Source organism: Parabacteroides johnsonii DSM 18315 (assembly GCF_025151045.1).
Classification (GTDB): domain Bacteria; phylum Bacteroidota; class Bacteroidia; order Bacteroidales; family Tannerellaceae; genus Parabacteroides; species Parabacteroides johnsonii.
The window spans coordinates 673,100-697,579 of record NZ_CP102285.1 but is presented as its reverse complement, the minus strand read 5'-3'; the positions used below and the strand labels follow the sequence as shown (position 1 = coordinate 697,579).

The 24,480-nt window shown below is 46.5% G+C and carries 21 protein-coding genes; 12 read left to right on the top strand and 9 right to left on the bottom strand.

Features of this window, described 5'->3' with window-relative positions:
* Positions 1–21: 21 nt before the first annotated feature.
* The 9 genes from NQ564_RS03075 (at position 22) to NQ564_RS03035 (ending at position 8,961) form a co-directional block, all read left to right on the top strand.
* Positions 22–1,038: a radical SAM protein gene (locus NQ564_RS03075; RefSeq protein WP_008147260.1), complete on the top strand. Its 1,017-nt coding sequence runs from the start codon at positions 22–24 to the stop codon at positions 1,036–1,038.
* 9 nt (positions 1,039–1,047) lie between these two features.
* Positions 1,048–1,506 carry a thioredoxin-dependent thiol peroxidase gene (gene bcp / locus NQ564_RS03070; protein ID WP_008147259.1) on the top strand — a complete coding sequence of 153 codons (459 nt, stop codon included), beginning with the start codon at positions 1,048–1,050 and terminating at the stop codon, positions 1,504–1,506.
* A 6-nt stretch (positions 1,507–1,512) separates the two neighbouring features.
* Positions 1,513–2,556 (top strand): recombinase RecA, encoded by a 1,044-nt coding sequence (recA, locus tag NQ564_RS03065; protein ID WP_008147258.1) that lies wholly within the window; start codon positions 1,513–1,515, stop codon positions 2,554–2,556.
* Positions 2,557–2,674: 118 nt separating this feature from the next.
* Positions 2,675–3,634 carry a GNAT family N-acetyltransferase gene (locus NQ564_RS03060; protein ID WP_008147256.1) on the top strand — a complete coding sequence of 320 codons (960 nt, stop codon included), beginning with the start codon at positions 2,675–2,677 and terminating at the stop codon, positions 3,632–3,634.
* Between the two features lie 7 nt (positions 3,635–3,641).
* On the top strand, positions 3,642–4,280 hold the full coding sequence (locus tag NQ564_RS03055; RefSeq protein ID WP_008147255.1) for a PIG-L deacetylase family protein: 639 nt from the start codon (positions 3,642–3,644) through the stop codon (positions 4,278–4,280).
* Between the two features lie 14 nt (positions 4,281–4,294).
* Entirely contained in the window at positions 4,295–5,611 is a 1,317-nt protein-coding gene (locus NQ564_RS03050; RefSeq protein ID WP_008147252.1) for a polysaccharide deacetylase family protein, read from the top strand.
* Positions 5,608–6,849 (top strand): glycosyltransferase family protein, encoded by a 1,242-nt coding sequence (locus NQ564_RS03045; RefSeq protein WP_008147250.1) that lies wholly within the window; start codon positions 5,608–5,610, stop codon positions 6,847–6,849. The genes NQ564_RS03050 and NQ564_RS03045 overlap by 4 nt, the downstream gene beginning before the upstream one ends.
* A gap of 5 nt (positions 6,850–6,854) precedes the next feature.
* Positions 6,855–7,982 (top strand): glycosyltransferase family protein, encoded by a 1,128-nt coding sequence (locus tag NQ564_RS03040; protein ID WP_008158593.1) that lies wholly within the window; start codon positions 6,855–6,857, stop codon positions 7,980–7,982.
* Positions 7,972–8,961 carry a class I SAM-dependent methyltransferase gene (locus NQ564_RS03035; protein WP_129649759.1) on the top strand — a complete coding sequence of 330 codons (990 nt, stop codon included), beginning with the start codon at positions 7,972–7,974 and terminating at the stop codon, positions 8,959–8,961. The genes NQ564_RS03040 and NQ564_RS03035 overlap by 11 nt, the downstream gene beginning before the upstream one ends.
* Before the next feature lie 32 nt (positions 8,962–8,993).
* On the opposite strand, the gene NQ564_RS03030 is transcribed toward NQ564_RS03035, so the two are convergent.
* Complete coding sequence (locus NQ564_RS03030; protein ID WP_227963212.1) at positions 8,994–9,368, bottom strand: 2-amino-4-hydroxy-6-hydroxymethyldihydropteridine diphosphokinase; 375 nt, start codon at positions 9,366–9,368, stop codon at positions 8,994–8,996.
* A gap of 108 nt (positions 9,369–9,476) precedes the next feature.
* Here NQ564_RS03030 and feoB point away from each other — a divergent pair, with 108 nt between their 5' ends.
* The 3 genes from feoB to NQ564_RS03015 all read left to right on the top strand — a co-directional run bounded on the left by feoB (position 9,477) and on the right by NQ564_RS03015 (position 13,753).
* Positions 9,477–11,957, top strand: coding sequence for a ferrous iron transport protein B (gene feoB / locus NQ564_RS03025; protein WP_008147241.1), 2,481 nt, complete (start codon positions 9,477–9,479; stop codon positions 11,955–11,957).
* A gap of 380 nt (positions 11,958–12,337) precedes the next feature.
* A complete protein-coding gene (locus tag NQ564_RS03020) occupies positions 12,338–13,345 on the top strand; it encodes an FAD:protein FMN transferase (protein WP_008147237.1) in 1,008 nt (335 codons plus the stop codon).
* A 27-nt stretch (positions 13,346–13,372) separates the two neighbouring features.
* Entirely contained in the window at positions 13,373–13,753 is a 381-nt protein-coding gene (locus tag NQ564_RS03015) for a cyclic nucleotide-binding domain-containing protein (RefSeq protein ID WP_008147236.1), read from the top strand.
* On the opposite strand, the gene NQ564_RS03010 is transcribed toward NQ564_RS03015, so the two are convergent.
* The 8 genes from NQ564_RS03010 to NQ564_RS02975 all read right to left on the bottom strand — a co-directional run bounded on the left by NQ564_RS03010 (position 13,750) and on the right by NQ564_RS02975 (position 24,466).
* Entirely contained in the window at positions 13,750–16,134 is a 2,385-nt protein-coding gene (locus NQ564_RS03010) for a glycoside hydrolase family 31 protein (protein ID WP_008147234.1), read from the bottom strand. The two genes, NQ564_RS03015 and NQ564_RS03010, sit on opposite strands and share 4 nt — an antisense overlap.
* 90 nt (positions 16,135–16,224) lie before the next feature.
* Positions 16,225–16,815 carry a Maf-like protein gene (locus NQ564_RS03005; RefSeq protein WP_008147232.1) on the bottom strand — a complete coding sequence of 197 codons (591 nt, stop codon included), beginning with the start codon at positions 16,813–16,815 and terminating at the stop codon, positions 16,225–16,227.
* 23 nt (positions 16,816–16,838) lie between these two features.
* On the bottom strand, positions 16,839–17,360 hold the full coding sequence (locus NQ564_RS03000; RefSeq protein ID WP_008147231.1) for a KdsC family phosphatase: 522 nt from the start codon (positions 17,358–17,360) through the stop codon (positions 16,839–16,841).
* Entirely contained in the window at positions 17,353–18,120 is a 768-nt protein-coding gene (locus tag NQ564_RS02995) for a Rossmann-like and DUF2520 domain-containing protein (protein ID WP_008147229.1), read from the bottom strand. The genes NQ564_RS03000 and NQ564_RS02995 overlap by 8 nt, the downstream gene beginning before the upstream one ends.
* The gene (locus NQ564_RS02990; protein WP_008147228.1) at positions 18,117–18,677 is read right to left on the bottom strand and encodes a nitroreductase family protein; all 561 of its coding nucleotides are present in this window, start codon (positions 18,675–18,677) and stop codon (positions 18,117–18,119) included. Before NQ564_RS02990 ends, NQ564_RS02995 begins: the two co-directional genes overlap by 4 nt.
* A gap of 121 nt (positions 18,678–18,798) precedes the next feature.
* A complete protein-coding gene (locus NQ564_RS02985) occupies positions 18,799–20,169 on the bottom strand; it encodes an efflux transporter outer membrane subunit (RefSeq protein ID WP_008147226.1) in 1,371 nt (456 codons plus the stop codon).
* Between the two features lie 5 nt (positions 20,170–20,174).
* The gene (locus NQ564_RS02980) at positions 20,175–23,303 is read right to left on the bottom strand and encodes an efflux RND transporter permease subunit (RefSeq protein ID WP_008147223.1); all 3,129 of its coding nucleotides are present in this window, start codon (positions 23,301–23,303) and stop codon (positions 20,175–20,177) included.
* Positions 23,300–24,466, bottom strand: coding sequence for an efflux RND transporter periplasmic adaptor subunit (locus NQ564_RS02975; RefSeq protein ID WP_039848053.1), 1,167 nt, complete (start codon positions 24,464–24,466; stop codon positions 23,300–23,302). Before NQ564_RS02975 ends, NQ564_RS02980 begins: the two co-directional genes overlap by 4 nt.
* Positions 24,467–24,480: the final 14 nt, after the last annotated feature.

Genomic DNA, 24,480 nt, shown 5'->3' with positions numbered 1-24,480 from the left:
CTCCAATTATCAATTAACTAAATGGCTCGTAATATTTACAACATACTACGTCTTGGTACACAAATCAAAAGCAGAAGGCTCAAACTATTGGGCCTCTGGTTATTTCATGTATTAGGAAAACGGTACATCGGCGTTTTTCTCGATCCGGTACTTGCCTGTAACTTCCGCTGTAAGATGTGTTATTTCAGCGACGAGGAAAAAAGGAAAAGTCTACGGGGTACTCTGAAATATGAAGAGATAGAAGCCATTGCCGGAAGCCTGTTCCACCGTGCCTTGAAACTTCAGATCGGCTGCGGAGCGGAACCGACTTTGCACAAGGACCTGGTAAAAATCATTGCACTGGGTAAACGATACAACGTCCCCTACGTTTCACTCACGACAAACGGGAACCTGCTGACAAAAGAGCAGTTAGCCGCCGCCGTAGAGAATGGGTTGGACGAGTTGACGCTCTCGGCACATGGTTTTACACGCGAAACATACGAGCTTCTGATGACAAACGGTAAATTCGACTTGTTCCGCAAGTTGCTCGCCAATGTCACAGAAATAAAGAAACAGCATCCGCAATTCAAGTTACGCATCAATTATACAATCAACAACGACAATCTCGAAGAACTAAGCCGGATATGGGAAGTCGTCGGAAATGAACTGGATATCCTGCAACTCCGCCCGATACAAAAGATCGGAGAGAGCGAATACCAGGATTTCGATCTGACTAATATCTATGCGAGGTATGATGCCGTGCTGGTTCCGCTAATAGAAGAGTGCCACCGCAGGCATATCACCTGCCTGGTTCCCGACAAGCAGAACATCATCGTGCTGGAGGAAAACGAGGCAGATGACAACAGTATCGAAAAGATTACATACTGCTATGTTTCTCCCCAGGAATGTTGGCAAGATGATTTCGATTACCGGACAGAAACATTCGAGTCATATGCCGTCGCCCATCACATGGGAAGAAAACTGCTTTGGAAAGTCTTCGGACGGAAAGCCCGCCGGAAAGCGGATGTAACACGCAAGATGAACTATAACATCAAGTAAAATAAATATATGGCAATACAAATAGGGGATAAAGCTCCCGAAGTTCTGGGACTTGACCAAAACGGGAAAGAGATAAAGCTGAGCGATTTCAAAGGCAAGAAGTTGGCGCTCTATTTCTACCCGAAAGACAATACCAGTGGTTGTACAGCAGAAGCATGCAGCCTGCGGGATGGCTACAAGGAATTGCAAGCTGCCGGCTACGAAGTAGTGGGTGTCAGCAAAGACAGTGCCAAGTCTCATCAGGGATTTATCGCAAAACAGGAACTTCCTTTCAGCCTCATCGCTGATACGGATACGGCCCTTCAACAGCAGTTCGGGGTTTGGGCAGAAAAGAAATTGTACGGACGTTCATACATGGGGACTCTCCGCACCACCTTTATTATAGATGAAGATGGCATCGTTACCAACATCATCGGCCCGAAAGAGGTGAAGACTAAAGACCATGCAAATCAAATCCTTAATCTATAAAAGGAAATGGCAAAAGAAGATTTATTCGAAGAAGGCAAGCAGCCTGCAGCCGAGAAACCGGCTGTAAACGCAGATAAATTAAAAGCGCTTCGCGCAGCAATGGACAAGATCGAGAAAAACTACGGAAAAGGTTCGATCATGAAATTGGGCGACGAAAGTGTCGAAAATATCGAAGTGATCCCGACAGGCTCTATCGCCTTGAACGCAGCATTAGGCGTAGGAGGTTATCCCAAAGGCCGCGTGATCGAAATCTACGGACCGGAATCATCCGGTAAGACAACTCTGGCGATCCACGCAATTGCCGAGGCACAAAAAAGCGGTGGTATTGCAGCATTTATCGATGCGGAACATGCTTTTGACCGTTTTTATGCAGAAAAGTTGGGAGTAGATGTCGAAAACCTATGGATTTCCCAACCGGATAATGGCGAACAGGCGTTAGAAATCGCCGAACAGTTGATCCGTTCATCTGCCGTGGATATTATCGTAATCGACTCGGTTGCCGCTCTGACTCCAAAAGCGGAAATCGAAGGAGATATGGGTGAAAGCAAGATGGGGTTACAGGCACGATTGATGTCTCAAGCGCTTCGTAAGTTGACAGCCGCAATCAATAAGACTAACACGACTTGCATATTCATCAACCAATTGCGTGACAAGATCGGTGTGATGTTCGGTAATCCCGAAACAACTACCGGTGGTAATGCGTTGAAGTTTTATGCCTCTGTCCGTCTGGATATTCGCAGCATCGGTAAATTGAAAGACGGAGACGATATCAAAGGTAACCAAGTGCGCGTAAAAGTAGTCAAGAACAAGGTTGCTCCTCCTTTCCGGAAAGCAGAATTCGACATCATGTTCGGTGAAGGCATCTCCAAAGCCGGTGAAATAATCGACTTGGGCGCAGAACTGAATATCATCAAGAAAAGCGGTTCATGGTACAGTTACAACGACACTAAATTAGGACAGGGACGTGATGCCGCCAAACAATGTGTTGCCGACAATCCAGAACTGGCAGACGAATTGTCCGGCCTGATCTTCGAAGCGTTAAAAGGATAAAATCAATGGTACACAGATAACACAGATCAGATTTATGGTCATTTATGTTATCTGTGTGCCGTAATTATACTGATAAAAGTCAGCGACAGATCACCATCTCACAGAACTCAAATCATTCATGAACATGAAAGACAAATACCATTTGCTTTGCAACACAGAAACAAGTATTCCCATCTTTTCCCGTGATTGGTGGCTCGATACGGTTTGTGGCAAAGATAAATGGGAAGTCTTATTGATCGAAGAAAAAGAAAGGATCACGGCAGCGATCCCTCTTTACTGTCCTCGGCAAGGAATTATCTCGATGCCCTTCTATACGCAAACAATGGGTCCTTGGTTCTCACCGGAATCCGAAGACACCAAATATACTAAAGCATTAAGTCGCCGGCAAATTTTATGCAAACAACTACTAAACGAGCTTAAATCCTATCCGCATTTCCTGCAAAATTTCCATTATGGAATCACTGACTGGCTTCCTTTCTATTGGGAAGGCTACCAGCAAACAACACGTTACACCTATCTGCTGAAAAATATTCGAAACACAGAAGCAATACTGGAAAATATGAGTTCCAACATCCGCCGGAACATAACAAAAGCTAAAGATAAATATCGTATCACGGTAAAAAAAGGCATTTCTATTGAAGAATTTTTACAGGTACAGAAACAAACATTCGAGCGTCAGCAGGTTCTAAACAAAGAAGATACGGATATACTAGTCAAATTGATCAATATCTGCCGCAAACGGAACCAGGGAGATATATGGGGCGGTTATGACGAACAAGGACGTTTGCATGCTGCTGCTTTTATCGTCTGGCAAGAAAGTTCCGCCTGGTATCTGGCAGGAGGAGGAGACCCAGCCCTTCGGAAGTCCGGAGCACACAGTCTAATTTTGTGGGAAGCAATCCGTTATGTTTCACAATATACCGACACATTCGACTTCGAAGGTTCTATGATTCCGGGAGTCGAACGTTTTTTCCGCGAATTCGGTGCAATTCAAACCCCCTTCTTCACAATAACCAAAGGAAAATTAAGTTTATTAAATAGAGCCTGTTTAAAAATAGGAAGGATAATAAACAGATAGATTATTTATGATACTAAACAGTTATAATAATATACTGGTTTTAGCTCCCCATACAGACGACGGGGAATTAGGACTGGGAGGAACCATAAGCAAACTTATCGAACTGGGAAAGAAAGTGACCTATGTCGCTTTTTCGACCGCCCAGCAGTCCGTACCTGAAGGTTTTCCGAAAGATATTTTGAAGACGGAAGTCAAGAAAGCGACTGCCCAATTGGGTATATCCCCCGAAAACCTCATCATCTACAATTACGAAGTCCGTAAACTCGGATATGTCCGGCAGGAGATATTGGAAGAACTGATCCGCCTAAAAAAAGCGAACAATTTCGACCTGGTCTTCATTCCAAGCTTGCACGACATTCACCAGGATCACACAACGATCGCCCAGGAAGGCCTACGCGCTTTCAAAAACACGACACTACTGGGCTACGAGCTGATTTGGAACAATCTGACATTTAATACGCAATGCTTCGTTGAACTAAACAGGGAACACATTCAGGCCAAAGTCGAAGCATTAAAAGCATACGAATCACAAGGAACACGCGACTATCTATCCGAAGAGTTCATCTTTTCACTGGCAAAAACACGCGGTGTACAAGCAGGCTGCCCTTATGCTGAAGCATTCGAGGTGGTCCGTCTGTTCCTGTAAAGCTAAAAGACAGTATGAAAGCCGTTATTTCTTATATCACCAAATTCCTGATAGGAGGAGAAAAAGCCGGTGCATTGAGTAGCCTTGTCGGTTACACATCGGACCCGAACAAATTCTCCCGTTATCGCGTAGTCATCATCCCTTCCCCTTTTTTTCGGGATGAAGTTTACGGGACATCCGAGTCTATGCCCAAACTGCCACTGGAAGAGATAGAAGGCGTACCGCTGCTTTTCGGCTCTTCCAAAACAGAATGGCAGGGGGATACTTGGGTGGTACATGCCGATATCATCGCCAGTGCCTATTTCCTGCTGACACGATATGAAGAAATACGGAAACGAAACATACGGGACATCCACGGCCGCTTCCCCGGAAAAGAGTCCCTACCCTTCAAAGCAGGATTCATTCATCGCCCGATAGTTGACGAATACGGAAGATTATTGCGACGCTGGTTACGCCAAGCACGTGTACAGTCGGCTGTCGAACCGACCCCGCACATACAAAAAGTATGGCTGACACACGATGTGGATGCCCCCTTTTTTTGTAGGACTTTCCGCAATCTGATACGGGAAACCGTTAAAGGTACAGGACTGAAACAAGCTTGGAAAATGTTTCGTGGCCCATTACAGGAAGATCCGTTCTACACATTTCCCTGGTTTGTAGAACAACGAAACGAATTAAAGGCAGCTATCGGAAAAGACCGCTGCGAATCCCTGTTCTTTATCAAGTCAGGCGGCTCATCCGTTTATGACAAGCCTCATTATAAACTGTATTCAAAGGATTTAAAAGAGCTTCTGCTCTTTTGTAAAAACGAAAGAGTACGGATTGGACTGCATACCAGTTACGACGCCGGTAGAACTCCGGCACTCATCTCAACGGAAAAAGATTTATTGGAGAGACAAACCGGAAAATCCGTCACTTGCAATCGGCATCATTATTTGGCCTCACGCGAACCAGAAGATATGGCATGGCTGGAAAAAGCAGGAATTACAGACGATTTCACGGTAGGCTACCCGGATGTTGCCGGCTTTCGCCTCGGTACTTCCCGTCCGGTACATTGGATTAATCCTGAGAACAAACGCATCTCGCCACTTATCCTCCACCCGTTGGCAATCATGGAATGCAGCCTGAACGAACCTGTTTATATGAATCTCGACTATGAGGGGGCACTTGCCTACTCAACACAACTCATCAAACAGGTGGCATCTGCCAACGGCGAACTGGTGTTGCTCTGGCATAACGACTCCATCACCACCCGGATCAAGCCGAATGTCTCTGTCGACTGGCAACGAAAACTATTCGCCGCCATCATTGAAGAATTGATAAAATCATGAAGATACTGATATTATGTGATATGTTTCCCCCTGCATTCGGACCGCGAATGGGCTATTTATGCAAATATATGAGGCGGGCCGGATGGGAACCTGTCGTTGTCACTGAGCAAATCGATGACAGCACGTTCTCTTTCCTGAAAGGAGAAACGCCTGTCACATATGTAAATTTCTTTCATTCCAAAGGGAAAATCCTCCAAAAGTTAGAGTGGATATGCGTATTCATACTCGATTATTTTTTCCATTATAAAGACAAGAAGATGGCAAAAGCCGCCTCCCGTTTACTGGAAGAAGGGGAATATGCCGGTATCCTGTGTAGTTCATACCGAACTTTCCCCTTGCCGGCCGCCCAATATATAGCAGAGAAATATCATCTGCCGTTAGTAATCGACCTTCGAGACATAGTCGAACAATATGCTTCCAACGAATATATCGCTCATAACTTCCGTACCTTTTCCTGGTTGGATAGAAAGATCACGGAAACATTCCGTCATAAGTTATTGAAGGACAGAAATAATGCATTGAGAAAGGCGGATCAGGTCACGACCATTTCCCCCTGGCATGTGGAAAAACTTCAAGCATACAATCCTAACACAGAGTTGGTTTACAACGGTTACGATCCAGAGCTCTTCTATCCTGAACAACATCGAACCTCTCAATTCGTCATCACCTATACCGGACGTTTGATTAGCTTGGCGACACGTGACCCTCGATTGCTTTTCGAGGCCGTTAGCCGGTTAGATCGTGAAAAGCTCATTGATCCGGACCAGTTCCGCATCCAATGGTATGTCGACGCCGGATCAAAAGCGATCATCATGCAGGCAGCAACCGCTTACCCAGTCGCCCGGTATATGGACTTTTTCGACTATGTTCCCGCTTCCGAGATTCCCGGCGTGTTAAACCGCAGTTCCATTCTGCTGCAACTCGCCAATACCTTTGCATCCGACGGACCAAAAGGATTTATGACTACCAAGCTTTTCGAATCGATGGCTGTCGGGAAACCTTTACTCTGTGTAAAGAGTGACGAAAGTTGCCTCGAAGCTACCATCCGGAATACCCGTTCCGGACTGGCAGCCCGGACAGCCGAAGAAGCTTTTCGTTTTATCCTGCACCATTATCAGTTCTGGCAGGATAATGGATACACACACATAAATACGGATAAGGAAGCAGTGGAACGTTTCTCCCGTAAAAAACAAGCTGAACAATTTATGCGTATCTTTACCCGACTAAACAGCAAATGACAGACATGGAAAGGTATCTGAACATTATAGCTTTCAATATTCCCTGGCCTGCCAACTACGGGGGAATCATCGATGTATATTATAAGATGAAAACTCTGCACCAGTGCGGTGTGAAGATCATCTTACACTGTTTCGAATACGAACGTGCCCATTCGCCCGAACTGGAAGCCATCTGCGAAAAGGTATTTTATTACAAGCGACATACAGGGCTGCGTACCAATATAACCCTGCTGCCTTATAACGTATACAGCCGCAAGCATCCTGAACTGATCACTAATCTGTTGAAGAACGATTACCCGATCCTGTTCGAAGGACTCCATTGCTGTTATTACATAAACGATCCGCGACTACACAACCGGAAAAAGATTTACCGGGAAGCAAATATCGAACACGACTATTATTATCACCTGGCACAGGCGGAGAGCCATCCGATCAGGAAAAGCTTCTTCCGGATAGAGGCTTGGCGATTCAAACATTATCAGAAAGTACTGGAACATGCCGATCTGATGATTGCCGTTTCAACAACCGATGCTGACTACCTCCGACGCCAGTTCCCCGACAAGCCGGTCGAGTTCATGCCTTGCTTCCACACCAACAACCAAATTACGGTCAAGCCGGGTTCTTCCGATTTCATCCTCTATCATGGTAAACTATCCGTAATAGAGAATACACAAGCAGCCCTCTTTCTTATCCGGAACGTGTTCAGTAAACTGGACTGCCGTTGCATCATTGCCGGTATGAACCCGCCGGCTTCTTTGTTGAAAGCGGCAGCTCCCTATCCGAATATCCATATCGAAGCCAATCCGTCAGAAAAGCTGATGAACAGTTTGATACACAATGCACAAATACATGCCTTGATCACTTTTCAAGCAACCGGATTGAAACTAAAACTACTGAACAGCCTGTTTGCCGGACGCCATACAGTGGTCAACCGACTGATGATAGCAGGTAGCGGACTGGAGCCACTCTGCCATATCGCCGACACTCCGGACGAAATGATCCTCATCTGTCGGAAATTGATGCATACCAATATGGCTCCGGAGTTGATCGAGCAGCGCCGCGACTTTCTTTATCCGACTTATTCCAATCAATATCAAGGCGAACACCTCTTACATTTGATCTATGAAGTATGATATCCGACAAGCAGCACAAGCGTTGGTTAGCCAACTAAAGGCTATCGATTACGAACGATTGCCTATCAGTAAATATAACAAACGTTATATTGCCCGGCTGAAACCGGTTTTATCCTATTACATGAAAATCTATGCGGACTGTCTCCTTAAAGGGCTGGAATCTATCGGTAGCTCACCGGAGGAGATAACACTTATCGACTATGGTGGCGGAAGCGGCTTCCTGAGTATGCTTGCCAAACAAGCCGGAATCGGCCGAGTCATCTACATCGACCTCAATCCGGATTCCGTCGATACGATCCGCATCTTGAAAGAGCTGGTCAATACAGGACCTGACATTATTCTTCATGGAGACTCAGACACCTTAGCAGATTGGTGCTCGGCAAATAAAGCCAAGCCACAATTGCTGATCGCGACCGACCTGATCGAACACGTTTACGACCTGTCGGCTTTTTTCGCCAATTTGATTGCCATCGACAACAAGATGCAAATGTTGTTTACAACGGCCTCCACACCTTTTAACCCGTATGTAAAAAGAAGGCTGCATCGGCTTATGACCACTTGGGAAAAGGAATATTATGCTTTACGTCTGCATTATATCCAACTGCACTTTCCAGCCCTTTCTCCTGCCGAAGCGAAAGAAGCAGCACGAAAGACGCGCGGACTTACCTTCCCACATATCCACAAGGCTGTCAAGACCGGTTCCTATCCCCTATTGAAAGATGCTTTCAACACCTGCGATCCACGAAACGGGAATTGGACGGAACGCATCTTACCCATTGAAACATATCGATCGCTGGCAAAACCTTTCGGTTATCAAGTCCGGATAGGAAAAGGTTTCTACAACACGGATCGCTCCAACCCGATCTCCACACTCATTTGCTTAGGTATCAACGGTCTGATCAGGATCAGCGGAAAAGCAGGTTTCCTACTTGCCCCGTTTATAACCCTGCACCTACAGAGCGATAACAAAGGACGATGAGTTACAATAGCCAAAGCTATGGGTTACGTCTCCTAATCCGCAACAGACCGGAAGAGTTGTTGCACATACTCCTTTTCCCAATCGGCAGGTTTCAGGATTGTTCCATTCCATAAAAGCAGGTCTATATCGATCGGAATCTTCCCTTTCTGCTTACTGTCCGACATGCGTCCCAATCGTTTTTCCATCGCCTTCACAGCCCGCCTCACCTCTTCCAGCGAAGCATTCGTACCGACAACAGCCACTTGGTTCAGGAATAAGCCGGAATCAGGTAAACCTATCGGCTCCGTATAAATCGCTTCAGAGAACCGGATCGATCCGAAATAGGCACGCAACAGACTGGCCGCCGACTTTAGATTCGCCTCGCAATCCGTATTGGACCCCAAACATAATATAACATTGTTCCACATAGTCATATTTTAAAGCCTTTACGGAGACAAAACTAACAAAAAAATACCTACAATACGGTATTGACCATATTACCATTTCATGCTACCTTTGCGCAAGATTTTAAAAAGATGAGACTATCAGAACTTCGTACAGGCGAAAAAGGGGTTATAGTAAAGGTAATGGGACGCGGAGCATTCCGCAAGCGCATTATCGAAATGGGGTTTATCAGAGGAAAAGAGGTTGATGTCATCCAGAACGCACCGCTTAAAGACCCTATACATTATCGTGTAATGGGTTATGACGTTTCACTGAGACGAAATGACGCACAAATGATAGAAGTCGTCAGTGCAGCCGAATTCACAGAAGCCGGTACCGAAAAACCGGAAAACCGCCCAGTGGATTCCTATATCCAAACTTCCGGCAAGAGCCTGCAGGCCATGGCCATGCACAAAGGCAAAACCATCAATGTCGCATTGGTCGGAAATCCCAATTGCGGTAAAACATCTTTATTCAATTTCGCATCCGGTGCACACGAGCATGTCGGCAACTACAGCGGCGTGACTGTCGACGCCAAGGCCGGGACATTCCATCAGAATGGCTACACCTTTAAGATCGTAGACCTGCCGGGAACCTATTCCCTATCGGCTTACACTCCTGAAGAGCTCTACGTTCGCAAGCACTTGAATGAAGAACAGCCGGATATCGTGATTAATGTAGTCGATGCTTCCAACCTGGAACGTAATCTGTATCTGACCTGCCAACTGATCGACATGGATGTGCGTATGGTCATCGCCCTCAACATGTACGACGAATTGGAACGGCACGGAAATAAGTTTGATCACAACTCTCTCTCAAGGATGATTGGTACGCCGATTGTCCCGACCATCAGTAAGACCGGTTTCGGTATCGAAGAACTTTTCAACCGCGTCATAAAGGTCTACGAAGAAGAAGACCCCGTGCTCCGTCATATCCATATCAACTACGGCGACGTGTTGGAAAAGGCCATTTATCCGGTAAGGCATGCTTTGAAACTGAATGGGAATGTACCCAAAAGCCTTTCCAAACGCAACCTCGCCATCAAGTTGCTTGAAGGCGATCCGGAAGTGGAATCTTTCGTGGAGTCAATGCCTGGTGCCGAAACAGTCCTTCATGAACGCGACCGCAATGTCGCTCAAATCGAAACCCTTCTGAAAGAAGATTGTGAGACAGCTTTCACCAATGCCCGCTACGGTTTTATTTCCGGTGCACTGCGTGAGACCTACGAGCAAAACAAAATAAAAGAAGCGACAAGCACACAGATCATTGATCTATTCGTAACTCATAAAGTGCTGGGCTTCCCGATTTTTATCCTTTTCATGTGGATCATGTTCGAAGCAACTTTCCGTCTGGGAGAATACCCGATGGAATGGATCGAATCATTCGTGGGCTGGATCGGAGAGTTCGTGCGAGGTAATATGAGCGAAGGTCCATTGAAGGATCTGTTGGTCGATGGCATTATAGGAGGCGTGGGAGGTGTTATCGTATTCCTGCCTAACATCCTGATACTATATGCCTTTATCTCCTTCATGGAAGACTCCGGTTATATGGCACGTGCCGCTTTCATCATGGATAAGATCATGCATAAGATGGGACTGCACGGCAAATCGTTTATCCCGCTTGTGATGGGCTTCGGTTGCAACGTACCGGCCATCATGGCCTCTCGTACGATCGAAAGCCGTAACAGCCGGATGATCACCATGCTGGTAAACCCGTTAATGAGCTGTAGTGCCCGCCTTCCGGTGTATGTCCTGCTGACAGGTGCTTTCTTCCCCCAGACGGCCGGAACGGTCATGCTGATCCTCTATGCTTCGGGGATTCTGCTCGCCGTCCTGATGGCACGCCTGTTCAAACGTTTTCTCTTCAATGACGAAGATATACCTTTCGTGATGGAACTTCCTCCTTACCGCATGCCGACAGGTAAATCAATTATGATTCATATGTGGGAAAAAGCCAAGCAATATCTGCACAAGATGGGGGGGGTCATCTTGATCGCTTCTATCATCATCTGGTTCTTGGGATATTTTCCTCGTCATTCGGAAAACGGAGATGTTTTTGACAAACAGATCGCCGAAGTGGAACAGTCTGCTATACCCCCAGAGGAGAAAGCGGAAACTATCGCCGAACTGGAACGTTTGAAATCGATGGATCACCAACAGGAATCCTATATCGGTCGCATCGGTCAAACCATACAACCGATACTCCATCCGCTGGGTTTCGACTGGAAGATGAGCGTCAGCCTGTTGACTGGTATGGCTGCCAAAGAAGTTGTCGTCAGCACGTTGAGCGTCTTATATACAGGAGAGTCGGACGACAGCCAAGTCCTGACCGAACGATTGAAACAGGATAAAAATGCCGAGGGAGAACCGATCTTTACCCCTTTGATCGCACTGAGTTTCATGCTCTTTGTTCTGATCTATTTCCCTTGTATCGCTACGATATCGGCCATTGTCCACGAATCCGGCTCTTGGAAATGGGGTATATTTGTAATCATTTATACCTGCGTACTTGCATGGATCGTCTCATGTGTGGTCTACCAAACGGGACATTTCTTTATGAACCTGTTCAATTAATACACCACTTTTATGTGGCAAGAAATAGCAGTTCTCATCATCGGACTTATCGTCATTTTCTGCATCGGAAAGAAAATATATAAGTTCTTTGCACATCCCACCGGAACGGACAATCCTTGTCAAGGATGTCCGGGATGTGCACTAAAGAACAAAACCAGAAACAACCGTATCTGATCCTCTACCCAAAAACAAGAGATTCGAGAAAGTATCATTTTGCTATTTTATACAGACAAAGTAGTACTTTTTAGTATGTTAAAAAATATTACCCGCTATACTAATTCTCAAAATATGCCTTACTAATCCTATTTTGGTAGGGTAGTAGTGACATTTTGCAAACCAAAGATTTGCACTATCTTTGCAGCCAACTAAACAATAGAAAGATGCATAAGAAAATTTATTTACCGGTTATTGTAGGGCTTCTGTTCTTCGTCTCGTGCAAAGGCAAAAAACAATATTACGAAGAAAGTGGTACCGTGTTCCATACCCTATACACGATCAAATATGAAGCACCTCATATTTTAACGGATAAAATCGATGCCGAATTGCAAAAGTTCAACCTGTCCCTGAATCCCTTCAACCCTAATTCAATCATCGCAAAAGTGAATAATAACGAAGCGGTAGAAGTGGATGAATGGTTTACGGAGGTATTTAACAAGTCGATGGAAGTCTCCCGCAATTCGGATGGTGTTTTCGATATCACCTGTGCCCCTCTGGTCAATCTTTGGGGATTCGGCTTCAATAAAAAGGACAGTGTGACACCTGCCATGATCGACAGCCTCAAAACTTTTGTTGGTTACCGGAAAGTACATCTGGAGGGCAAGAAGATCGTGAAAGATGATCCCCGTCTGCTACTGAACTGCTCCGCCATAGCCAAAGGATATTCCTGCGATGTGATCGCCCGTCTGCTTGAGAAAGAGGGAGTGGAAAACTATATGATTTTGATTGGCGGCGAAGTGGTGGTAAAGGGTGTCAATCAGAATGGCGTATGCTGGCGCACCGGCATCAACCTCCCGGAAGACGATCCGGACGGTACCAAAAATAATTATGACGAAATCGTCCAGCTATGTAAAAAAGGTGCGATTGCCACTTCCGGCAACTACCGCAACTTTTATATCAAAGATGGTAAAAAATATGCCCATACGATCGACCCCCGTACTGGTTATCCAGCCGAACAGAGCGTATTGAGCGCCACAATCGTTGCAAACGACTGTATGACAGCCGATGCCTACGCCACTGCATTTATGGCAATGGGGTTGGAAAAAGCCCGGCAAATGGCTGATTCCGTACCTGAGATCGAATACTATGTGATATATGCCGACGAGAGTGGGAAGCATCAGATTGAATACTCAAAAGGGATGCTCCAGTATCTGCCTAAACGGAAACAATGATAAGTTTGGATAATTCCTGATTGAAATATGATAAGAAACGTCCTGAACCAGTTTGAGTGTAAAATAGGAAAAGCAGGAGAGATTTTATGTAATACGGATGATACCGGCAATGTCTTATTGTTTGTCTCTTCCGGAAAACTGGTGATCTATAATAGAAACCATATGCCGGTTGCCGATGTGGACGAGGGGTATTTTGTATTACTGCCTGCCGAAAAATCATTTATTGCGACAGCCATCACATCGACACGGCTCATACTCATGCATGCCGGTCCGCTTTCCGAAATGATAACGGACGACCCGGAATGGGATCCGGATCGTCCTGTCATACTCCCTATCTGTCCATCTTTAGCCAAAACTTTATACCTAATCGAATATTATCAAAATGAAAAGCGGAGCGAACTGAACTAACGAAGTATGGCTTTCACCTGTTCGTTATTTTCCTGATGTAAGCTGACGCGTACCTTATGATCGTCGCCATACTGCCAGTCTGTTACCGGAATATTGTTTACCAGTACTTCCGACGGGCGCTGCGGGACGTCGATCTCCAATTCGTATGTCCGTGCTTTGCACATGCCGTCATACGATCCTTCCACCGGGAAGACAGTGAACTCAACTGTCCGTCCGCTCTGCTTACATTCAAAACGGGTTGCGGCAATCGCTCCATTTTCATAATCATATGTTTTACCATCATCTTCATACATCGTATAGGAAGAGATATCTTTGGGAAATACTTTCACCATCAAGGTATCCAACGGCTTCTCTCCTATGAATTGCATATCTTTTTGGAACGGTATAATCGCCCCTTCGCGTACGAACAGCAACCCTGCGCGGTTATCAGGTATCACATGCTTGATTTCCCTTCCGCCGGCCAATTTTTCTCCTGTCCAAAAGTCAAACCAGTTCCCTTTCGGCAGGTAGATCGAATCACTAAAGATACCGACTAAAAAATTTTGGCCGAACATATACTGGTAGACCATATCATCCGTCTTGCGGTCATCTGGAAACATCAAAGGCATGGAGCGTACGATCGGCATACCGGTCTGCGCCCCTTCCAGCGCCGCCGAATAAATATAGGGCATCAACGCGTAACGCAGCTTCACATAATCCCGGTACATCTTCTTTTCTTTCTCTGGGAAATAGAACGGCTGATGCAACGAATACCAACTATTGATCTGCACCCATGGCAGGAAAAGGCCAAAATGAAGGCTTTGCAACTCCTCGTCCTTATTGACATTCATCACGTCGCAAGAAGTATTAAGAAAACCACTCATACCCAAGTTCAACTGGTCGAACAGCGCCGTACGCCCTCCCCCGTTATCACCGCTGGTGGAAGCACTCCAGTGCTGCGTTCCCGACCAACCGGCAGTATAATGATGCCAGGAACGAAGTCCTGTATGTTCACGCATCATCTTGTACATCTGCTTCGGCAGAAGGATCTGGTTCAGGTTATGCATCTCTTTATCGGTATGTCCGTTGTAATACTTAAAATTCGGATGTTCATCTATTGTACGTGCCGGGTCCATCTTGAAACCGTCCACGCCATTATCCACAAAATTTTTCAAATGCTCCATCCAATGCTCCTGGCCGGAAAGAGGCTTTCCCATCGCTTTCGCCAACGCATCCTCCTCCGGAACGCTCAGATCATACTCGATACAGAGCCAAAGTCCCATATGATACCCCATCCCATGTAGACGACCGATAAGCAGACGGTGGTTTTCCTTCTTCGGATAGCGAGTGGAATCCCAATAAGCTTCAGCCGAAAACTTCTGATAGTTCCATTTCTTTTTGGTCGAGAAATCATAGCGTTTCTCCATCCATTGAGGTTCGAGCCAGAATAGGTCACAAGGGACCCCCATCTCACGAAAACGTACGGCATCATTCAGAATGTCGAATTGGTCTTCCAGCATATTCGGACCAAAACACAACCCGTATGCATATTTCGGCAATAAGTAAGGTCGGCCGGTAATAGCCGTATAATCGTTGATCACATCAGGCATCGAACTGCCGAACATCAAATAGAAATCCGCCTCGTCCGTCGTATTATAAATAGAGAAAACATCCGGCTGGTAGCTGCCGATATCGAAAAAATTCTTCCGTGTCGTGTTGTTGAAGATACCCCAATTTTCGGAACTGATCATAAAAGGCATCGGAATCTCGGTATGTTGGTAAGTGGTCCACATACGCAACAGTTCACCCCGATGCTGAATATGGTCGCGACTGGTACTGCCACCACCATAGAAACGTTCGCCGTCCTTCAGCGAAATCGAAAGGATACTGACGTTCTTATAATCGCCGGTTTCCGCCTGGTCTTTCATACTTCCCGGATTTTTGTCGTCGCCGATGATCGTACCATTGTTGGGGACTTTCATGTCCTTGTATTTGGCATTGATCACTTCTCCCAGGTCAGTACACAACGGATCGGCAGAGGTAAGAAAGATTACTTTCTCGATAATCACCCGCCCCTTCCGGTCAGAAACAGATATAGCACCGGTCTTTTTATCGATTTTCAGCCGATAGGCACCGGTCGATACTTCAAACTGTTGTTTATTGTCTTTTTGGGAAACCGGAACCGGACTCCAATCCGTTTTAATAATTCCGTAGCGTTGCATCAACGACTCAGAAAAGGTTGAATGAGGAGTAACCCGAATCCGGAATATTCCATCCGTACAAACTTCCACATTCATATTCAACCCATTCTGCAAACGGATATCGAAGATCTGTTTCTCCCTTGCTGCAAAAACGGATTGCAGGAAAAACAGACACACAAGCAAATAGTAGATCTTTTTCATGATATTTAAAATTAATATCACAAAAATACGGACTTCCTATTCGCCTTACCTTCAATAAATCACCCTAAAACATAGAATTTTGTCCAATCTTCAGAACTTCTTCAACTCCTGATAAAGCAGCCTGACCGGTAGTCCCATCACATTATAAAAGCTGCCGTTGATAGCTTCGACCGCCACGTAACCGATCCATTCCTGTATACCGTAGCTACCGGCCTTATCAAACGGGCAGTATTTATCGACATAGTAGACGATCTCGTCATCATCCAGGCTGGCAAAACAAACGGCCGATGAAGCTGAAAAAGAAACCGTTTTCTCTTTTGTCGTAATACAAACACCGGTAATCACCTCATGTACACGCCCGGACAGTTTCCGAAGCATGGCGATAGCGTCTTCGCGGTCTTTCGGTTTACCTAAAATTTCACCGAAAGTCCACACGATCGTATCGGCAGTAATCAACAATTCGTCTGCCAACATCGAAGAGATGTAGGCTTCAGCCTTTTTCCTGGCGATATAGACCGGAACCTCGTCTGGCCGCAGTGTTTTGGGAAAGGATTCGTCTATACCCGGGATCGTCTGTACTTCAAAGTCAATATCCAATCCTGCCAGCAATTCGCGCCTCCGGGGAGAGTTGGAGCCTAATACAATTTTATATTGACTCAGGTTAGGGAGTATGCTTTTCATTATCCAATTTTATCAGTTTCGTTCTACCAGCCGAAAGCCTCGTCACCCATCCAGTGGCCCTGGGCTTTCATGGTTTGTTCGATTATATCGCGGGCAACGCCGTCCCCCCCGTTCTTGTGGGAGATATATTTGGCGATACGCTTGATCTCAGGAGCCGCATCAGCGGGTGCCACAGGCAGGCCGACCATTGTCATTACTTCGTAATCAGGAATATCATCTCCAGCATACATGACCTCTTCGGGCTGCAAACCGGTCTTTTTCAGAAAATCCTTATAATCGTGAACTTTCACGGCACTTTTCATATAAATATGGGTAATGCCGAGACGCGAAAAGCGTATCCGTACCGCTTCCGTATAGCCTCCCGTAATAATGGCTACATGATAGCCTTTTTTAACAGCAAGCTGCAAAGCATAGCCGTCCTTTATATTAACGGTACGCATAGGATCGCCGTTCGGGTGCAAAGGAATTACATCACAGGACAAAACACCGTCCACATCAAAAACAAAAGCCTTTATCTTACTCAAATCATAATTGATACTACTCATGTTGTGCCTCCTTATGTATACTTTGGCTGATTAGCTGGTAGATCGACCGCATATCAGAATCGCCCAGCATAGCCAAATGTTTATTGATCACATTCTCATCATACCGGATAGCCGGACCAGTCTGCGCCACCTTCGGCGGCATCGTGTGTATCTTAGCTGCCGTCTCGTCTATAAGCGGCAGCAGAACATTGGCCGGTATATCCTGTTCCTGCAATAATTTAACAGCCAACGCATAAATATGGTTGGTAAAATTGCAGGCAAAGACAGCTGCCAGATGCAAACATTTACGTTTGTCGGACGACAGGAAACGGACATTTCCCGAAAGTTTCTCCGCCAATTGTTGCAACTTACCGGCATTTTCAGACGTATTGGCTTCAAGAAAAAAAGGAATCACACTGAAATCTACCTCACGCGTTTTGCTAAATGTCTGCATCGGATACAGAACTCCGTAATTGGCCGTATGGCCGCTGAAAACATCCATCGGCATACTACCTGCCGTATGCACCCACAAGCCGTCGTTCGGCCTTACACGGGCAATTACATCCACCAAAACCGTATCTTTTAAGGAAAAGACATACAGGTCGGCATCCGTCTCGACAGCTTCAGGATCGGTTGTCCAGGGACAGCCCAACAGGGCGGCCAGCTGTTGCGCATTTTCCGGCGTATGGCTATACACCTGTCCGATCCGTATCCCTTTGCGATGCATTTCGAGAGACAGACGTGTCGCCAGGTTGCCAGAACCTAAAAAAATGACTTTCATGCTTCCTCCTGTTTGTCTTCAGTTGGCATGCGGAAAGTTCCAAGATGTATCTTTTCCCACTGCAGATGTGATTCGTCAAACGGCTTACGTTCCTGATCCTTATATCCTATGCCGATGATGGACAAGACTTCCAGTTGGTAAGGCACATCGAGCAGTCCCCGCACATACTGCGCAGCATCCGCATCGTCTTCCGTCTGCCGATTACGGATCTGGCACCAGCAACTGCCCAATCCCAAATCTTCGGCCTGCAATTGCATATAGATAGAAGCAATCGAAGCATCTTCCACCCAAACATCGCTTTCCATCACATTCGCCAGCACAACAACGGCCAACGCGCAATCTTTCAGGAACGCAGCTCCTGCCGGTTTGCATACCGACAACTTAGCCAACATTTCCTTGTCCTCCACGACAACGAACTGCCAGGGATTCTTCCGTTTGGAAGCCGGTGCCATCAAGGCGGCTTTCAATATCATTTCCACCTGCTCCGGATTCAATAACTGGTCCGTGAATTTACGGGTACTTCTTCTACTCTTTATTAATGTTGCGAAACTTTCCATATCTACTTTACTTTATTGATTGCGAAAGAGGAAACAAAGATAGTGAGATTTTCGGTATCAAAAAAGCCCCTTTTCCCCTTGGTTGACCAAAGGAAAAGGGGCTTTCAGAAATCAGTTGGCTTTACTCCCAACCTCCTCCCAACGCCTTATAAAGGTAGACCGTCGACAGTAATTCGTCAAGCATCGCCTTGTTCAGGCTAAGTTGGGCGTCAAGCAAACCACGCTGGGCATCAAGAACATCCATATAGCTGGTGACACCGTTGATATACTGCAATTGTGCCAACTGAAGGTAAGTATCGGCAGCATTGAGCAATCTCTCGTATGACAGGCGAACCTCCTTTGCCTTGCGGATCGTGATGATTGCATTGCCCACTTCTTTAAAAGCACCGAGCACGCTTTTCTGGTAATTATATACTTCCTGCTCATAGCGGGCACGAGCCGCTTTCAGTTTTGCTTTGTTCTTACCCATAGCAAACAATGGTTGCAATAAATCGCCAGCAAGAAACCAAGCGGGACTCTTGATGAAATTCGTCAGTTCTTCGTTTTCAAAGCCTAAATTACCAGTCAGGCTAATCTTCGGGAAAAGATCGGTTTGAGCCACTCCTACCCTGGCATTCGCTTCACGCAGTTTTTGCTCCGCTTGCCGCATGTCCGGGCGCCGTTCAAGCAAGGAAGAAGGCAGGCCGACCGGCAATGTTGCCGGCAAATGCTGTTCACGCAAGGACAATCCGCGCGGGACATCCCCTGAATACTGTCCAAGCAGGAAAGAAAGGTCATTCTCCTTTATCTTGATCTTCTGTTCAAGCGAAGGAAGCAAGGTCTCCGTACGTGCCAACTCCACCTGTGCCTGACTGTAGGACGTCTCGGAAGTCAGACCTCCTTCAAAACGCAGCTTAGCCAGTCGGACGCCCTCGCGACGTGCAGCCAAGGTGTGACGCACAATGGCCTGTTCCTGATCGAGCGCGCAAAGCTCATAATAAGCGGCAGCCACTTCCGCCACCAACGTCATCTGCAAGGCACGACGTGCTTCCACCGATTGCAGGTAGGCAGCAATCCCCGCTTCGTTTGCCCAGCGGAGATTCCCCCACAGATCCAATTCCCACGAAAGGGTCAGCTTGGCTCCGTATTCAGGATCAGGCTTCGGGTCATCACCTCCATAATTCAGACGCTCTTTCTGTCCGTAGATCCGAGCCCCTATTTCTGGAAACTGCTCAGCGAAAGTGATCCGTTTCGTGGCGATCATCTCCTTTATTTTCGCCGCGGCAATCTTCATATCTTTATTATTATCAAGAGCAATGGTGATCAGGCGCTGCAAAGTCGTATCGGCATACAGGCTCTGCCAAGGAATGCTGTCGATCGAAGCGGTATCCGCCCCTGCCACAATCTCTTCCGGAAGGTCCAGTTCAGGGCGAGCGTACTTCTTACCGATCTTGCAGGAAGAAAGTGCCAGCGTAAGGGACAGGACCATGAATACATAGATATTTTGTTTCATTGTAATTATTTTCTTGTTGTTCGACGAAGAATACGTTCCATTCTGACTTTACCTTTTATCTTGTAAATCAAAACAAAGAAGAAAGGAACCAAAACAATTCCGACTGTGATGGCGACCAGCATCCCAAAGAATACACCTGTGCCGATACTATGACGTGAAGCAGAACCCGGTCCGCTTGCCAGTACCATCGGAAGCATACCCAAAACAAATGCCAATGAGGTCATCAGGATCGGACGGAAACGCATCCGGGCAGCATGAAGGGCGGCTTTGACAACCTCGACTCCGGAATCGACCTGTATTTTGGCAAACTCGACAATCAGGATCGCATTCTTTGCCGCCAGACCGATCAACGTCACCAGACCGATTTGAAAATAAATGTCATTATGCAGGCCCGTCACCCATATTCCGAGATAAGCTCCCAATGCAGCTACCGGTAATGAAAGCAGTACGGCAATCGGCACGATCCAGCTTTCATATTGGGCAGCCAGGAAAAGGAACACGAAAAGGAATACCAACGCCAGCACGAATCCAGTCTGTCCGCCAGCCTTTTTCTCCTGATAGGAAAGTCCGCTCCACTCCAATCCGATATTCTCCGGAAGATGCTCGCGAGCAATCCTTTGCATAGCGGCCATTGCTTCGCCCGAGCTATATCCGGGAGCAGCAACAGCACTGATAGCGGCTGTCGTAAACATATTAAAACGTTTAATCGTCCCCGGTCCGGTCGTATAGCTGGTCGTTCCCAGTGCAGTCAACGGAACCATCGAACCGTTCTGTGCACGGACGAAAAACAGACCAAGATTATCACGCGTTGCACGATATGGAGCTTCTGCCTGGATATATACTTTATATATACGATTGAACATGTTAAAATCGTTTACATAGACAGAACCCAAATAAGCCTTCATGGTCGAGAAGATATCCGTCAACGGAATACCGAGGAACTTCGCGCGATCACGGTCCACATTGAAGTAGAGCTGCGGTATCTCCGACTGCAAGGCAGATGACACACCTGTCAGTTCCGGCGCTTGCGATGCGTAGAGCATAAAAGTGTCGGTAGCTGCCACCAAGTTTTCCCAGCTGGCATCGCCACGAGCCTCTAGTTGCATTTCCAAACCTCCACTCTCTCCTAACCCAGGAATTACAGGAGGACGGTTCAGGTAGGCCAGTATCTCTGGATAATATAAGAACTCTTTACGACATTGTTCCATTACGTCCTCTACTCCCATATTGGAAGATTTGCGTTCTTCCCAAGGTTTCAGAATAACGGTCAGGGTGGAACGGCTCTGCGAAGTTCCGACACGCGTGCTGCTACCGGTCACATTCTGTACATATGCGACAGCCGGCAGATTCTCGATAAAAGCGATGGCGCGGTCTGTGACTTTACGCGTGCGTTCCAAAGTCGCTCCCTCGGGCATCACCAGTTCGACTGTAAAGAACCCTTGGTCTTCTTCGGGGATAAAGCTGGTCGGGATCACCCGGTTCAACACGAAGATAAACACGATCACCATTCCGAAACCAGCCAAGATACGCCTCGGATTCTGAATCGCTTTTTCCAATAAATGCCCGTATTTACTATTTCCTTTGGCCAACCAGATATTGATCTTACGAAAAACAATATTCTTTTTCTTCCTGTTTGGGCGTAGGATAATCGCACACATGGCAGGGCTTAACGTCAACGCCACAACTGTGGATAACAGTACGGAGACTACGATCGTAATGGAGAATTGACGATATAAAGCTCCGGTAATTCCACTCAAAAAGCTAACGGGAACAAACACGGCCGCCAACACCATAGAGGTAGCAATCAAGGCTCCCGACAACTCATGCATGGCTTTATGAGTAGCCTCACGAGCCGTCAGATGTTCTTCATGCATCAAACGTTCCACATTTTCTACCACGACGATCGCATCATCCACCACGATACCGATTGCCAGAATCAAGCCTAACAATGTCAACATGTTGAGCGAGAAACCCATAATTAGCATAAAACCGAATGTTCCGATCAGAGAGATAGGGACGGCGATTGTCGGTATCAAGGCTGCACGCCAGTTCTGCAAAGACAAGAATACCACCAATACAACCAGGAACAAGGCTTCAAACAAGGTTTTATATACCTCATGGATAGATTGCGATATATATTCGGTTGCATCGAAGGGGAACTTATATTCCAGTCCTTCAGGAAAGTTCTGGCTGATCTCTTTCATCGCTTCCTTTACATTCGTAGCTACCTCCAGTGCATTGGCTCCCGGTAGCATATAGATAGCAAGTATAGCCGCATTTTTTCCGTTCAATCCACTTTCCGTCGAATAAGAAGAGGCTTCAAGTGAAACTCTTGCCACATCACGAATACGGACAATAGAGCCATCCGGATTGGCACGAACTACAATATCTTCGAACTCCTTTACCGTAGACAAACGTCCTCTGGCAGTAACAGGCAGCGTGATATCGACATCCAATACAGGTTGTTTTCCTAACTCACCGGCCGCCGATTCGCTGTTTTGTTCTTTCAGGGCATTCTGCAAGTCCTTTACTGTCAACCCCATGTTTGCCAAACGATCCGGATAAACCCAGATCTGCATACCATAATAACGGCTACCGATATTCGAGACACGACCGACACCGGGAATACGACGCAGCACATCCAACACATTAATAGTCGCAAAGTTACTCAAATAGATCTCGTCGAAACGAGGATCGTCCGAAAGTAGGCTCAGTGTCATCAACTGACTGGCTGATTGTTTTTCTACCGTGATACCGTTCTGCACAACGTCTGCCGGTAAACGGGATTCCGCCAGTTTCACACGGTTCTGGATTTCTACGGCCGAAAGGTCTGGATTCGCATTCACATCGAACGTGACAGTGATAGTCAAACCTCCCGAATTAGAGCTACTACTTTGCATATAGATCATACCCGGCGTACCATTCAACTCCTGTTCGATAGGAGTTGCAACAGCTTGCGATACCGTCATAGCACTTGCACCCGGATACGAGGCACTAATCTTCACAACCGGCGGAGTGATCTGCGGATACTGGTCCACCGGCAACATCACCAATCCGATAATCCCAACAATAACAATCACCAAAGAAAGTACTGTCGAGAAAACGGGACGGTCTATAAAGAATCCCGGTTTCATTCGCCTTCCTCCTCTGCCCTTAATGCTTCAATCGCTTTATCGTCACCCGCCTGTATCGGCTGTACCAGCATACCGGGGACTAACTTATGATAGCCTTCTATTACAACTTGTTCGTTTTCACCCAATCCACGTTCTATAACGATGTTGTTTCCGATCTCTGGGCCAGTCTGCACAAAACGTTTTTCTGCCACATTATCCCGGCGGACTACATAAATGAAAGCTCCCCCTTTCTCTATGGAAATAGCTTTACGGGGAACAACAATTGCATGTTCACGAACATCCAGCAAGAGTTTCACCTTTGTGAACTGCCCCGGAAGAAGTTTCTGATTCGGATTGGAAAGCTCAGCACGTACACCAAATGTACCGGTCTGCGGATCTACAATCGGATCGGCGAAATCCACTATCCCTTTAACAGGGTATTCTGAATCGTCGGCTAAGGTAACTGTCACGGTCGGTTGCCAGGAACGGGACGTGTCTTGTTCTCCAAATTTAATATTACGACGTTCGGCACGCAGATAGTCCAATGCCGTCATCTTGAAGTCTACTAAAACAGTGTCACTCTTTACGACGGCCGCCAATTTGGAGTTTACACCGGGACCAACCAAAGCACCGACATCCACAAAACGTTCGCTGATATATCCGGCCAAAGGAGAGGTCACAGTCGTATAACTCAATTCAAGTTGTGCCTGGTCCAGATCGGCCTTGCTCATGGCGATATCCGCCTCTGCGTCTCCTAACGAGGCTAATGCATTATCCAAATCCAATTGGCTGGCAGCATGCTGCTCATACAAGGGCTGCAAACGTTCTACATCGCGTTTGGCTTTTGCAGCTTGTGCTTCGTTCTTTTTCAGTTGCGCCTTGGCTTTCTCCACCTTTGCCTTATAAAGAGCCGAATTAATAATGAAAAGAGGTTCGTTCTGCTTTACTTCCTTTCCTTCCACAAACAACATCTTTTCCAGATAACCTTCGACACGAGCATGTATTTCCACGAACCGGGCTGCCCGGATGCGTCCGACATATTCACCAAAAATCTGTACATCTTCCTTCGCCGGTTTATCAACAATCACAAGAGGCCTCAAAGGTTCATCCTTATGTCGACATCCTGTTGTTAACACCATCAAGGCTAAAAACACAGCCCCTTTAACCAATCTTTCTCCTACCATTTTAATATCTATAA

What these genes read in the sequence shown, in the direction of transcription:
- feoB (WP_008147241.1), top strand. Translation starts at nt 9,477, where the DNA reads ATGAGACTATCAGAACTTCGTACAGGCGAAAAAGGGGTTATAGTAAAG.
- NQ564_RS02980 (WP_008147223.1), bottom strand. Translation starts at nt 23,303, where the DNA reads ATGAAACCGGGATTCTTTATAGACCGTCCCGTTTTCTCGACAGTACTT.
- NQ564_RS03000 (WP_008147231.1), bottom strand. Translation starts at nt 17,360, where the DNA reads ATGAGTAGTATCAATTATGATTTGAGTAAGATAAAGGCTTTTGTTTTT.
- NQ564_RS03050 (WP_008147252.1), top strand. Translation starts at nt 4,295, where the DNA reads ATGAAAGCCGTTATTTCTTATATCACCAAATTCCTGATAGGAGGAGAA.
- NQ564_RS03045 (WP_008147250.1), top strand. Translation starts at nt 5,608, where the DNA reads ATGAAGATACTGATATTATGTGATATGTTTCCCCCTGCATTCGGACCG.
- NQ564_RS03030 (WP_227963212.1), bottom strand. Translation starts at nt 9,368, where the DNA reads ATGTGGAACAATGTTATATTATGTTTGGGGTCCAATACGGATTGCGAG.
- NQ564_RS03060 (WP_008147256.1), top strand. Translation starts at nt 2,675, where the DNA reads ATGAACATGAAAGACAAATACCATTTGCTTTGCAACACAGAAACAAGT.
- NQ564_RS03055 (WP_008147255.1), top strand. Translation starts at nt 3,642, where the DNA reads ATGATACTAAACAGTTATAATAATATACTGGTTTTAGCTCCCCATACA.
- bcp (WP_008147259.1), top strand. Translation starts at nt 1,048, where the DNA reads ATGGCAATACAAATAGGGGATAAAGCTCCCGAAGTTCTGGGACTTGAC.
- NQ564_RS03040 (WP_008158593.1), top strand. Translation starts at nt 6,855, where the DNA reads ATGGAAAGGTATCTGAACATTATAGCTTTCAATATTCCCTGGCCTGCC.
- NQ564_RS03075 (WP_008147260.1), top strand. Translation starts at nt 22, where the DNA reads ATGGCTCGTAATATTTACAACATACTACGTCTTGGTACACAAATCAAA.
- NQ564_RS02985 (WP_008147226.1), bottom strand. Translation starts at nt 20,169, where the DNA reads ATGAAACAAAATATCTATGTATTCATGGTCCTGTCCCTTACGCTGGCA.
- NQ564_RS03010 (WP_008147234.1), bottom strand. Translation starts at nt 16,134, where the DNA reads ATGAAAAAGATCTACTATTTGCTTGTGTGTCTGTTTTTCCTGCAATCC.
- recA (WP_008147258.1), top strand. Translation starts at nt 1,513, where the DNA reads ATGGCAAAAGAAGATTTATTCGAAGAAGGCAAGCAGCCTGCAGCCGAG.
- NQ564_RS03035 (WP_129649759.1), top strand. Translation starts at nt 7,972, where the DNA reads ATGAAGTATGATATCCGACAAGCAGCACAAGCGTTGGTTAGCCAACTA.
- NQ564_RS02995 (WP_008147229.1), bottom strand. Translation starts at nt 18,120, where the DNA reads ATGAAAGTCATTTTTTTAGGTTCTGGCAACCTGGCGACACGTCTGTCT.
- NQ564_RS03020 (WP_008147237.1), top strand. Translation starts at nt 12,338, where the DNA reads ATGCATAAGAAAATTTATTTACCGGTTATTGTAGGGCTTCTGTTCTTC.
- NQ564_RS03015 (WP_008147236.1), top strand. Translation starts at nt 13,373, where the DNA reads ATGATAAGAAACGTCCTGAACCAGTTTGAGTGTAAAATAGGAAAAGCA.
- NQ564_RS02975 (WP_039848053.1), bottom strand. Translation starts at nt 24,466, where the DNA reads ATGGTAGGAGAAAGATTGGTTAAAGGGGCTGTGTTTTTAGCCTTGATG.
- NQ564_RS02990 (WP_008147228.1), bottom strand. Translation starts at nt 18,677, where the DNA reads ATGGAAAGTTTCGCAACATTAATAAAGAGTAGAAGAAGTACCCGTAAA.
- NQ564_RS03005 (WP_008147232.1), bottom strand. Translation starts at nt 16,815, where the DNA reads ATGAAAAGCATACTCCCTAACCTGAGTCAATATAAAATTGTATTAGGC.